Origin of the sequence: Streptomyces hainanensis (genome assembly GCF_004348415.1) — a bacterium.
Taxonomy (GTDB): domain Bacteria; phylum Actinomycetota; class Actinomycetes; order Streptomycetales; family Streptomycetaceae; genus Streptomyces; species Streptomyces hainanensis.
Map to the genome: position 1 here is coordinate 1 of NZ_SMKI01000261.1, position 11,122 is coordinate 11,122.

Genomic DNA, 11,122 nt, shown 5'->3' on the forward strand with positions numbered 1-11,122 from the left:
GTGGCGGGCGGGTCGCGCCGCACGCACAGCAGCGGCGCGTCCAGGGCGTACTCGGCCCAGGCGGCGCGCGGGTCGCGGTCCGGGTCGACGTCCGGGGCCGGGGGCCGGGTGCGGCCCGGGTCGATGCGGGCCCACAGCGCCTGCCGGGTGGATCGCCAACCGGTCGGACGGCCGCGCCACAGCGGCGAGTTGGCGAACGCGGCGACCAGCACCGGGCCGAGGCGGTGGGCGAGCAGCCAACGGGATCGGTAGCCGGTCGGCCCGGCGGACTCGTCACCCGCGTCCACGCAGACCTGGACGGAGGCGGTGGCCCGCATCATGACCCGACCGCCCGGGCCGAAGCGGTCGAAATACGCCTCCATCGCGCGGTAGCGGGGGGCGTCGAGCACCCGGGGCGGGATGCGGTGCGGGTCGAGTCCGAGGCCGACCGGGGCCAGGCCGGCGGCCGCCAGGACGTGCCGCAGCGCGGCCACGTCGTCGGCGGCGGCGCCGACACAGCCGCCGAGGCTGGTGGCCGGCGGGCCGCTCAGCTCCACCTGGCCGCCCGGCTCACGGGTGATGCGGGAGCCGCCCGGCAGCGCGCCGGGCACGGCGAGCGGCACCAGCGCGGCGTCCAGCACGTCGGCCGGCACCAGCCGACCGGGGTCGCGGCGGTCGTGCACCAGCCACTCGAGTTCGACACCGGTGCGGAGGGGTGGGGCGGCGGCGAAGCAGTTGCGGCGGACGTGTGCCTCGGCCTCGTCGGCGGAGAGGGGGGAGCGTGGCGCGAGCTCGAGTGCCTGCCCGGCCTTGGCAGCCTTGGCGGCGTCGTTGGCGGCGGCGTCGTTGACGGCGTCGTTGGCGGCGGCGTCGGCGGCGGCGTCGGCGGCCTTGGCAGCGCCGGTGGCGGCGGCAGCTGCCGTGTCGGAGTCCCGTGCCATGCGAGCCGCCCTCCGCGATCCCGTCCGATACGCCCGGAATTTTCCGAAGCGCCGGATTCACGGTACGGCGGGAGTGGGGGCGCCGTCGTGCGGCGAAGGTCCACCCGGGTGGCGGCGGACCTCGCGCGTGGCCTCCCCCCACCCGCCGGGCACGGGCCCGCACCGCCTCAGTTCAGTTGGCCGACCGGCCGCATCTGGATGTGGTTGATGTCCATGCCGGGCGGCTGGTTCAGGGCGAAGAGGACGCAGTCGGCGACCTGCGCGGCGGTCATGGTCGGGGCGTCGGGGCGGCCGCCCCGGGTGTCCCAGAAGGGGGTGTCCACCATGCCGGGGGCCACCAGGGTGACGCCGACGCCCTCGGAGGTGACCAGTTGGCGGGTGTTCTCCGCGAGGGCGTGCACCGCCCACTTGGTGACCGAGTACAGGTTGCCCGGGGTGTTCTTCACGCCGGCCACGGAGCCGACCAGGACCAGCCGGCCGCGGCGTTCCTTGAGGTACGGCAGGGTGGCCTGCACGACGAGCGCGGGGCCGAGGACGTTGGTCAGGATCATGGACCGCATCGCCTCGGGCAGGTGGTCGGCGAGCGTGCCGGGCAGGGAGAAGCCGGCGTTGACGACGACGTTGTCGAGACCGCCCCAGGTCTTGACCGTCAGGTCGACGGCCTGCCGCACGTGCGCCTCCTCGGCGGTGTCGCCCGGCAGCGTCATCAACCGGTCCGCGTGCTGCTCGACGCCCCGTGAGAAGTCGGTCAGCCGGTCCGCGCGGCGGGCGGTGACGGCGACGCGGTGGCCCTGGTCGAGGAGCCGCCTGGCGGTCTCGGCGCCGATGCCGGTCGACCCACCGGTGATCAGTGTGACTGGTTCCATGGGTGTGCCTCCTCGTCGATGGCGGGCATCGGCCGCCCGCCCGGGTTCCAGGTGTCGATGAAGCCGGGCTGGCGGCCCGCCTCGACGAGTTCGACGTGGGCGCCGATGCTGTCGAGGCGGTGGTAGGCGAAGGGCCGTCCCAGGGGGCAGCCGGTGAACGCCTGCGGGAGGCCCGCCGCGGCGAGTCGGTCCGTGCCGGCCGCGATGTCGGACGTCCACCAGCCCAGGTGGTGGAAGCCGGCGGCGCCCGTGTCACCCCACGGGCCGCCGGGCGCGGCCTGGATGAGCTCGATGAACGGCGGGCCGCCCCTGGTGAAGACGATGCGGTAGTCGCAGTCGCCGATCGACGACGCGACAGGATCGCTCCACCGGACACCGGCTGCCGCCGTCAGGTCGCGCATCGCCGCCTCCAGCTCCGGGACGGTGAAACAGACGTGATAGAAGCCGGTCACGCCACGCCCTCCCGTTCCCGCCCGGCACCGCTCACGACCGGCGCGCCGGCGAAGACGACACGCGTGGTGGCCAGGGCGATGGCCAGCGCCGTGGCGAAGACGGCGCAGGAGATCCAGGGCAGGGACCACACCCCGGTGGCGTCGAGGGCGAGGCCGCCGGTGACGGAGCCGAGGGACATGCCGGCGTTGAGCACGGTCACCATCATGGCCTGGGCGATGTCCGCCGCCGATCCCGCGGCGCGCGCGGACGCGGCCTGGAACATGGTCGGGGCCAGGCCGAGCGCGAAGCCCCAGCCGAACATGACGACGACCACCGGCCACGCCCGGGTGCCGAACACCCCGAAGAGGACCATGCAGCCGGTGAACAGGGCGAGGGCGCCGACGACCACGGCCCGCAGGTTCCGGTCGATGAAGGCACCGGCCGCGAACAGCCCGGCCATGGCGGCGACGCCGAAGGCGAGCAGCACCGGGCCCACCGAGTCCCCGAGCCCGGCACGCTCCAGGTAGGGATCGACGTAGGTGTAGAGGTTCATGTGACCGATCTCGAACAGCAGTGCGGCGCCCAGCACGGCGGCCAGCCCGGGCAGCAGGAACACCCGCCGCACCGGGAGCCGGTGGGCGGCCTCCTCGCCGGGGAACGGGCGCACGGTGGTCGCGATCCACAGGGCGGCGACGAGCGCGAGGCCGCCGATCACGGCGAAGGTGTAGCGCCAGCCGAGGAGGTCTCCCGCGTAGGTGCCGAGCGGGACGCCGAGGGCCAGGGCCATCGGGACGCCGGCCATCGAGATGGCCAGCGCGCGGCCCCTGACGGGCTCGTCGACCAGCCGCATGGCGTAGCCGGCGATCATCGCCCACTGCACTCCGGCGCCCATGCCGGCGACCAGGCGGGCGGCCATGGTGAGGAGGTAGGAGTCGGAGACGGCGGTGAGGACGTTGACCAGGGCCACGGCCACCACGGTGACGACGAGGACGGGCCGGCGCGGCAGGCCGCGGGTGAGGCTGGTCAGCGGGATCGCGGCGAGGAAGGAGCCCGCCGCGTAGACCGTCAGGAGCTGGCCGGCCTGCGCCTCGGAGACGGCGAGCCCGTCCCCGATGTCGCGCAGCAGGCCGGCGGGGACGGTTTCGGTGAGCATCGTCAGGAATCCGGCCGTCGCCAGGGCCAGCAGGCTGCCCGTCGGAAGGCGGTTGGACGCGGGTGACACGGCTTGGACGTTCTCCCTCGGGATCAGCGGTCGGCGTTGTGGTTGACGAAGCGGGGGCCGTAGAAGACGGGGCGGTCCAGGTCCGTGTACCGCGCGAGCGCGGCGAACTGGCCCGGATACAGCTCCGCCAGCCGGCCGACGACCGGCTCGGGCACCTGGCGGCGCATGATGGTGAAGCAGGAGCGCACCCGCATCTGGTCCATCTGGGTGACGGCGGCGCCGAGCGACGGCCACCAGGTCTCGACCGGGCCGTTCCAGGCCCGGTCGAGAGCGGCCATCATCAGCGTGTACGCCTCGTCGAAGGCGTCGAGGTCCTTGCGGACCCCGGGCGCGTCCGGATCGTGTGCCAGCAGGGCGGCGTAGCGGTCGGACGGCACGGCCAGGGTGTTGATGACGACCGGCCAGGCGATCGCGTCGCCCCGGAAGAACTCCGCCTCGTTCTCCGGCGCGATCACCACGTCGCCCGCCGGGGCGAGGTAGCGGCGGCCGTACCGGAGTTCGGCGAACCTGGCGTAGTGCGAGCCCTCCCGCTGGAAGTCGTCGCCCGCCTCGACGGAGCCCTCCGCGCGCCCCTCGCCCTGTTCCGTGATGATGTCCAGCGCGGCGTGGAACCGCTCCACCGGGTCGTCGCCCTCGGCCGGTTCGAAGGTGAGGTAGCCGAGGTTGCCGCCGACCTGGTTGGCCGGGCCACCGCGTTCGACGGCGCGGCGGAGCGGGTCCTTGTGGGAGTCGATGGCCTCGCGGATCGCGTCGTAGAAGGCGCCGACGGTCGGGTAGACGGCGGCGCGCTGGCGGGCGTTGAGCATGAACTCCGGCGCTTCGAGGCGCATGAAGTTCTCCAGCGAGCGCGGCGAGAGCCGCGCCAGGATGACGGGCAGGTCGGGCGCGACGCCCCCGGGCAGGCCGCGGGACGCGTAGGTCGGGCTCAGGGTCGCGATCCGCGGCGATCCGCCGAGCGCGGCGACCATGTTGGCGGCGATGGCCATGTGGACCATCTCCTCCATCAGCACCGAGCGGATCGTGTTGTAGGAGGGATAGTTCTGCACTTCGAGGGAGTACATGGCCGCGCAGTACAGCGGCATCGTGGAGTGTTCCAGCGCGACGGCGGTCTGCAGCGCACCGCGTATCCAGTTGACGTCGCGCAGGAATTCGGGTGTGACCTGGGCTGCCACGCCGGTGCGCTCCCTTCCGGGGCCGTGGGTGGAGGTGCTGGGTGAGGTGCTGGGTGGAGGTGCGGGGTGAGGTGCTGCTCGGTGCGCTGGTCAGAGCGCGTCGTCGGACTTCGCCGGATAGAGCATGGGCTCGAAGAGGTTCTGGAAGGAGTCCTCGAGCTCGGGGTGGTGGTAGAACTCGGGCCCGACCTCCTCGAAGATGGCGTCCCCGATCCCGCCGTAGGTGTCGAACATCATCGACACGATGGTGCCGACCTCGCGCCCGAAGTAGTGGGCGACCAGGGCCACGGCGCCGCCGTTGATGCCGTAGGAACCGGTGAAGGTCCAGATGCGGGAGGCCGGGTTGGCCACCCACATGCGCCGGTTCTCCGGCACGTTGAAGCCCTCCCCGCGCATGCCGCGGGCGATCGCCGCCACGGAGGTCAGGGGCTCGTCGTTGACGATGCCGGAGCGGGCGAGCGCGCCGACGCCCGAGCAGTTGGCCGCGATGACCTTGCCGGCCTCGTGGTGGCGCCGGATGGCCTTGAGGACACGCTCGTCGGAGAGCAGGGCCGCCGAGCCCACCCCGCCGGGGATGTAGAGGATGTCGAAGAGGTCGTCCTCGTTCAGGACCCCGTCGGGCACCACGTTGGTGCCCATCTGCATCTTGATGACGCCGGGTTGGAGCGCGACCAGGCGCACCTCCAGGTCCTGGGGCGCGGCCTCACGCTGCCAGGGCGTGATGGCGCCGCTGAGCACCATGGCGGTGCCCTTGAAGATCTCGGTCGGGGTGAGGCAGTCCTGTTCCGAGACCGACTCGTACCCGAGGACTCCGATGGAGTCGATCCTCGGGGCCGTCTGACCGGCCGTCCGACCGGCCGTGGTGCTGGACTCGGGGGCGATCTGACGTCCGCGCCCTCGCGTGGGTGTGGTCACCGGTGGCTTCCCTTCCTCGCAGGAAAAGACAGGCAACTCCCTGACGGGGCCTGCGTTGCGACCCTCACACGAGGCGCTTCGGGGCACAAATAAGCATTCGAAAGGGAGGGCATTAGCGGGATTCAGGGGCAACGGCCTTTATGGGGGACTAGCGCGCCGTCTATTTGGAATTGCTTGCCGGTGCTCCTTACGTTCGATGGCGGCCGGGGGGAAACGCAGCCGACACCGAAGGGGGAAACGTCCTCATGTCCGAGCTGACGCAAGGCCACACCGTTACCACAGCCCGCGAGGCGGTGATCCGCATCGACCCGGGGCCCCGTGACTTCTCCGCGCTCAACGAGGTCGTGCGGAAGGGGAGCCGCGTGGGCAACGAGTCCCTGGAGAGCGACGACCACCTCAACCAGGTCATTCCGAAGCCGTGGGGCATGGAGTACCGGATCTACGTGGACGACTTCATCGACGTCTGGAACCTGCGGATCGACGCGGGGCAGTCCACCTCGATGCACGTCCACCCGCGCAAGCTCACCTATCTGTTGTGTCTGGCCGGGGACGGGGTGACCGAGACGCTCACCGACCGGCACCCGGTGTCCACGGGGACGATCCTCCGCATCGGCGGGGGCGCCTTCCACACCACCCGCTCGCTCGGCCCCGGGCCGCTGTGGCTGGTCGAGGTGGAGACGCCGCGGAACAAGCTCGACCTGATCCGGCTGCGGGACGACTACCGCCGGGAGAACACCGCCTACGAGACCGAGCACGAGGTGGCGCCCGACCTGCCGGCCAGGCCCGTCTCCTATCTGCCGCAGGCGCGGCTGCGCGAGCGCTCGCCGAACGGCGAGTTCGGCTTCTCGATCCGCGCCGGCGCCGACATCTTCTACCGCCGGCGGGAGACGGACCTGTTCCACATACCGCTCGGCATCACGGGCGTGGTCACCGGCGAGATCGACGTCCTGGCGCCCGCCAGGGCCGACGACCGACGGCCCGCGCTCGACCAGTACTACCTCTCGCTCACGCTCACCTGAACCGCCCACCTCAGAAGACACGTTCGCCATCGAAGGAGGCAACGATGCCCAGTGCGGTGATCGTCACCGGTCCCGGCTTCCAGGACCACGACGTCGTCTACACCTACTACCGGCTCATCGAGGAGGGCTGGCACGTGGACGTCGCGACAAGGAACGGCGCCGACGCCGTCGGGAAGTACGGCGTGCCGCTGCCGATGGACAAGACCGCCAGGCCGCTCGTGGCGTTCGACCGGCTCGACGCCGACGCCTACGACGCGGTGATACTCACCGGCGGCCACGAGGCCCCGGACCGGGTCAGGCAGGACGCCCACGTGCTGGCCTTCGTCCGCGCCATGGACGCGGCCGGGAAGGTGGTCGCCGGCCTCTGTCACGGCCCGTGGATCATGGTGTCCGCCGGGGTCCTCAAGGGACGCACCGCCTGCGCCTACATCGGGCTGCGGGACGACGTGATCAACGCGGGGGCGGAGGTGGTGGACTCCGACGTCATCGTCGACGGGCACATCATCACCTGCTCCTACTACGCGTACGTCGGCCGCTTCATGCAGCAGGTCTTCGCCACCGTCGCGGCCAGGGCCGGGGAGCGGACCACCGAGCGAGCCGCCGCCTGAATCGTGCGGGGCGCCGGAGACGGCTGCCCTCCGGCCACCAGAACCCGGTGCCCCGCACTCCCGGTCGACACCCATGGGGGACGTGTCTTGCTGGTACTCGACTTCGACGGCGTCATAGCCGACGCCTTCACCGAATGCGCCCTGGTCACCTACTACGCCGACCACGATCCCGAGCGGGTCGCCGCCAAGCCGATCCGGGAGCTGGCGGACGCCGTCCCCGCCGGGTTCCTCGACCGGTTCCGGGTGGTGCGCGGATACGCGCGGCTGCTCGGGGACTTCATGGTGGCCCGCGCGCCGGCCGCCGAGGGGATCGGGACGGTCGCGGACTACGGGGCGCTGCTGTCCGGCATCCCGCCGAAGCAGCTCGCCGCGCTGACCGCTGGCGCGACCGCCGTGCGGGGCGCCCTGCGCGGCGCGCAGCGGGGCGCGTGGCTCGACATGCACACCCTCTACCCGGGCGTCCACGAGTTGCTGCACCGGCACCGCGGCCGTGGCACGTCGATCGTCACCGCGAAGGACGCCGACTCGGTCTGGGAGATCCTGGGCCACTACGGCCTCGAGAACACCGTGGTCGAGGTGATCGGCGAGTGCTCGGACAAGCGCACCGCCGTACTCGACCTGGCGGGCGGCGACGGACTGCCCGCCCGGGCGGTGACGTTCATCGACGACCACATCACCAACGCGCTCGCGGTGCGCGACACCGGGGCAACCTCCCTGTGGGCATGGTGGGGTTATCACACCGACGAGCACATCGAACGCGCCATCGCCCGTCGACAGCGGCGCATCTACCTCCCGGAACTGGCCACCCTCACGGCCTGACCGCATCCGGGCGCACTCACGGACATCCGGACGACAACCGAAGACGACAACCGAAAGAGAAAGGACATTCTCGTGCCGAAGGTTCTCTTCGCGCTCACCTCCCATGGCCGGCTCGGCGACACCGGCCGCCCGACCGGCTTCTACGTCCCCGAGGTGGCCCACCCCGCCGAGGTGTTCCGCAAGGCGGGCTGGGACATCGCGCTCGTGTCCGTCGCGGGCGGCGAGCCCCCGCGTGACGGCGTCAAGGAGGGGGACACCGTCTCGGCCATGTTCCTCGAGGAGTACGCCGGCGAGTTGAAGAACACCCCGACCGCCGACGGGCTCGACCCGACCGACTACGACGCGATCTACTTCGCCGGCGGCCACGGCACCATGTGGGACTTCCCGCAGGCCACCGAGCTCGGCGCGCTGGCCGCGGCGATCTACGAGCGCGGCGGCGCGGTGGCGGCGGTCTGCCACGGCCCGTCCGCGCTGCTGGCCGTCGAGCTGTCGGACGGCAGCCCGATCGTGCGGGGGAGGCTGGTCTCCGCCTTCACCAACGAGGAGGAGGCCGCGGTCGGCCTCGAATCGGTCGTCCCCTTCCTCCTCGAATCCTCGCTCGAACAAAAGGGCGCGACAATGAGCAAGGGCAAAAACTTCGCCGAACACGCGGTCGCCGACGGCCGCCTGGTGACCGGGCAGAACCCCGCCTCGGCCGCGAAGGTGGCCGAACTCGTTCTGCGCCAAATCCCGGCCACCTGACATTTTGCCCGAGAAGCCCTCTAGACTGCTGGCGGGCGACGGAGACGACGACCAGTTCCCGTCGCCCGCCGACACACACCAGGACATGCATCTTTGGAGCGACGGGGGGTCGCATGAGCAGAGTCGAGATGCACGTCACCTCCCTGCATCCGCAACGGGGGGACGGGGCGACATGCAACTGGGATGGTTACAAACCTTCGTAGCCGTATTCCACACCGGATCTTTCACCAAGGCGGCGCGGCAGCTCGGAATCACCCAGCCCGCCGTCACACAACAGATTCGCGGGCTCGAAGCGGAGCTCGGCAAGCCGTTGTTCGACCGGACACCGCAGGGGGCGGTGCCGACGGTCGAGGGCAAAGCGCTGGCCTACGACGTCGAAGGGCCGGTCGTCCAGATCAACGCGGCGATCAGCCGCCATCTCGAACAGGACGCGAGCAACCGGCCGTTGCGCCTCGGCGGGCCGGTCGAACTGTTCACCGCCCGGGTGCTGCCCACGATCAGCCCGCTGGTCGCCGCCGGGCTCGACGTGCGGGTCAGTCTCGGCGAGTCACAGGACCTGCTGGCCGACCTGAAAAGCGGCCATCTCGACCTGGTGATCTCCACCATCCAACCCCGTTTCCGCGGCGTGGACATCATCCCGCTGACCGACGAGGAATTCGCGCTGATCGGAGCGCCGCACATCGCCGAAACCCTGCCGCCCGGATCGCTCGAAATGGACGGGCCACGGGCGTTGACAAACCTTCCGATCATCGCCTACGCGGAGACGGTGCCGATTATCCGCCGCTACTGGTGGACGGTGTTCGAGGCCCCGCCGCCTCGACATCCGTCGGTCGTCGTTCCCGATCTCCGGGCGGTAATTTCGGCCGTGGCGGCGGGCGCCGGAATTTCCGTCGTCCCCACCTATCTGTGCATGCCGGAACTTGCCTGTGGGGACCTGATCATGTTGTTGGAGCCGGAAATTCCACCCATCAACACCTTCTATCTCGCGACCCGTTGCGGTTCGCTCGCGGATTCCCGCCTCGCCGGGCTCTGCGAGCTGATCGTGGAGGACGCGCGGCACTGGATGGCCTCCCCGGCGTAGGGCCGGGCCGCGCCGGGGAGGTTCCGCGAGTACCGCGCGTTTCCCGAACGCTCAGCCCGTGGCTGCGGCCGTGGCGGTGGCCGTGGCCAGCCGCCTGACGGCCAGTTCGGCGTAGAGCGCCGCCCCGGCCGGCAGCACCGACTCGTCGAAGGTCGCGAGCGGCGAGTGGTTGGCCGGGGCGGATTCGGGCGCGGCGCCCACCGGCGTGGCGCCGAGGAAGACCATCGCGCCGGGTATCTCGTCGACGACCCGGGAGAAGTCCTCCGCGCCCGGGATCGGGTTCTCCAGCGGCACGTACCGTTCCTCGCCCATCGCCTCGCGGACCGTGTCCGCCGCGAACGTGGCCTCCGCGGCGTCGTTGACCGTCACCGGGTACTGCTCGTTGAACTCGGCCGTCACCTCCAGGCCGTGCGCCGCCGCGATGCCCTGGCAGACGGCGACCGTGCCGTCCCTGAGCCGGGCGAGGGAGGCCGCGGAGAAGGAGCGGACGGTGGCCGAGAAGGTGGCGGTGTCCGGGATGATGTTGGTCGCAGTGCCGGCCCGGAAGGTGCCGACCGTGATCACCACCGGGTCGAAGATGTCGAAGGCGCGGGTGGCGTACGTCTGGAGCGCGGTGACCATCTCGCACGCCGCCGGGATCGGGTCCTTGGCGCGGTGCGGCAGCGAGCCGTGGCCGCCGGCGCCGCGCACCGTCACGTTCAGCACGTTGGAGGAGGCGAGCAGCGGCCCGCCGCGGCCGGTGAAGACGCCGGTCGGGTAGGTGTGGGACATGACGTGCAGGGCGTAGGCGGCCACCGGCCGCTCCCCCGTGGCGTCGAGCACGCCCTCGGCGAGCATCCGGCCGGCGCCGTCGTAGCCCTCCTCGCCCGGCTGGAACATGAAGAGCACGTCGCCGGCGAGCCGGTCCCGGTGGGCGGCGAGCAGTCGGGCGGCGCCCGCCAGCATGGTGGTGTGCAGGTCGTGTCCGCAGGCGTGCATCCGCTCCTCGGGCGCGGCGAACGGCAGCCCGGTGCGTTCGGCGACGGGCAGCGCGTCCATGTCGCCGCGCAGCAGGACGGTCGGTCCCGGGGTGGCGCCGCGCAGCACGGCGGTGACGGAGGTGAGGGAGTCGCCGGTGGTGACGTCGAGCGGGAGGCCGTCGAGCGCCGCGAGGACCGTCTCCTGGGTGCGGGGGAGGTCGAGGCCGACCTCGGGGACGGCGTGCAGTCGGCGGCGGAGGTGGGTGAGGTCGTCGGAGAGGGCGTTCGCGTCGTCGAGGAGGTTCATCGTTGCTGCATACCCGCTCGGGCGCGCGCGGGCAATGGGTCAGAAGATCTCGGGGCGGGCG

The 11,122-nt window shown here is 71.7% G+C and carries 12 protein-coding genes; 5 read left to right on the forward strand and 7 right to left on the reverse strand.

What is annotated here, in order from left to right; translation table 11 throughout:
- The 6 genes from E1283_RS22505 to E1283_RS22530 all read right to left on the reverse strand — a co-directional run.
- Positions 1-920, reverse strand: a 920-nt coding sequence (locus E1283_RS22505) for a glutamate-cysteine ligase family protein (protein WP_243745019.1), incomplete at its 3' end; no start/stop codon positions are given.
- 167 nt (positions 921-1,087) lie between these two features.
- On the reverse strand, positions 1,088-1,786 hold the full coding sequence (locus tag E1283_RS22510; protein ID WP_132819935.1) for an SDR family oxidoreductase: 699 nt from the start codon (positions 1,784-1,786) through the stop codon (positions 1,088-1,090).
- A complete protein-coding gene (locus tag E1283_RS22515; RefSeq protein WP_132819936.1) occupies positions 1,768-2,238 on the reverse strand; it encodes a VOC family protein in 471 nt (156 codons plus the stop codon). The genes E1283_RS22510 and E1283_RS22515 overlap by 19 nt, the downstream gene beginning before the upstream one ends.
- The gene (locus E1283_RS22520; protein WP_132819937.1) at positions 2,235-3,440 is read right to left on the reverse strand and encodes an MFS transporter; all 1,206 of its coding nucleotides are present in this window, start codon (positions 3,438-3,440) and stop codon (positions 2,235-2,237) included. The genes E1283_RS22515 and E1283_RS22520 overlap by 4 nt, the downstream gene beginning before the upstream one ends.
- A 23-nt stretch (positions 3,441-3,463) precedes the next feature.
- A complete protein-coding gene (locus tag E1283_RS22525) occupies positions 3,464-4,612 on the reverse strand; it encodes a ferritin-like domain-containing protein (protein WP_207930487.1) in 1,149 nt (382 codons plus the stop codon).
- A 90-nt stretch (positions 4,613-4,702) separates the two neighbouring features.
- Positions 4,703-5,527 carry a DJ-1/PfpI family protein gene (locus E1283_RS22530; RefSeq protein WP_132819938.1) on the reverse strand — a complete coding sequence of 275 codons (825 nt, stop codon included), beginning with the start codon at positions 5,525-5,527 and terminating at the stop codon, positions 4,703-4,705.
- Positions 5,528-5,772: 245 nt separating this feature from the next.
- Here E1283_RS22530 and E1283_RS22535 point away from each other — a divergent pair, with 245 nt between their 5' ends.
- The 5 genes from E1283_RS22535 to E1283_RS22555 all read left to right on the forward strand — a co-directional run bounded on the left by E1283_RS22535 (position 5,773) and on the right by E1283_RS22555 (position 9,795).
- The gene (locus E1283_RS22535) at positions 5,773-6,546 is read left to right on the forward strand and encodes a cupin domain-containing protein (RefSeq protein WP_132819939.1); all 774 of its coding nucleotides are present in this window, start codon (positions 5,773-5,775) and stop codon (positions 6,544-6,546) included.
- Between the two features lie 44 nt (positions 6,547-6,590).
- Positions 6,591-7,154: a DJ-1/PfpI family protein gene (locus tag E1283_RS22540; protein ID WP_132819940.1), complete on the forward strand. Its 564-nt coding sequence runs from the start codon at positions 6,591-6,593 to the stop codon at positions 7,152-7,154.
- An 87-nt stretch (positions 7,155-7,241) separates the two neighbouring features.
- Entirely contained in the window at positions 7,242-7,973 is a 732-nt protein-coding gene (locus E1283_RS22545; RefSeq protein ID WP_132819941.1) for an HAD family hydrolase, read from the forward strand.
- Between the two features lie 72 nt (positions 7,974-8,045).
- A complete protein-coding gene (locus E1283_RS22550) occupies positions 8,046-8,714 on the forward strand; it encodes a type 1 glutamine amidotransferase domain-containing protein (protein WP_132819942.1) in 669 nt (222 codons plus the stop codon).
- Positions 8,715-8,886: 172 nt separating this feature from the next.
- Complete coding sequence (locus tag E1283_RS22555; protein ID WP_165956212.1) at positions 8,887-9,795, forward strand: LysR family transcriptional regulator; 909 nt, start codon at positions 8,887-8,889, stop codon at positions 9,793-9,795.
- A gap of 51 nt (positions 9,796-9,846) precedes the next feature.
- On the opposite strand, the gene E1283_RS22560 is transcribed toward E1283_RS22555, so the two are convergent.
- Positions 9,847-11,061, reverse strand: coding sequence for a M20 metallopeptidase family protein (locus E1283_RS22560; protein WP_132819944.1), 1,215 nt, complete (start codon positions 11,059-11,061; stop codon positions 9,847-9,849).
- Between the last annotated feature and the right edge of the window lie 61 nt (positions 11,062-11,122).

Bases quoted from the DNA above. Each gene is read 5' to 3' on its own strand.
- E1283_RS22510 (WP_132819935.1), bottom strand. From the start codon at position 1,786: ATGGAACCAGTCACACTGATCACCGGTGGGTCGACCGGCATCGGCGCC.
- E1283_RS22535 (WP_132819939.1), top strand. From the start codon at position 5,773: ATGTCCGAGCTGACGCAAGGCCACACCGTTACCACAGCCCGCGAGGCG.
- E1283_RS22540 (WP_132819940.1), top strand. From the start codon at position 6,591: ATGCCCAGTGCGGTGATCGTCACCGGTCCCGGCTTCCAGGACCACGAC.
- E1283_RS22555 (WP_165956212.1), top strand. From the start codon at position 8,887: ATGCAACTGGGATGGTTACAAACCTTCGTAGCCGTATTCCACACCGGA.
- E1283_RS22560 (WP_132819944.1), bottom strand. From the start codon at position 11,061: ATGAACCTCCTCGACGACGCGAACGCCCTCTCCGACGACCTCACCCAC.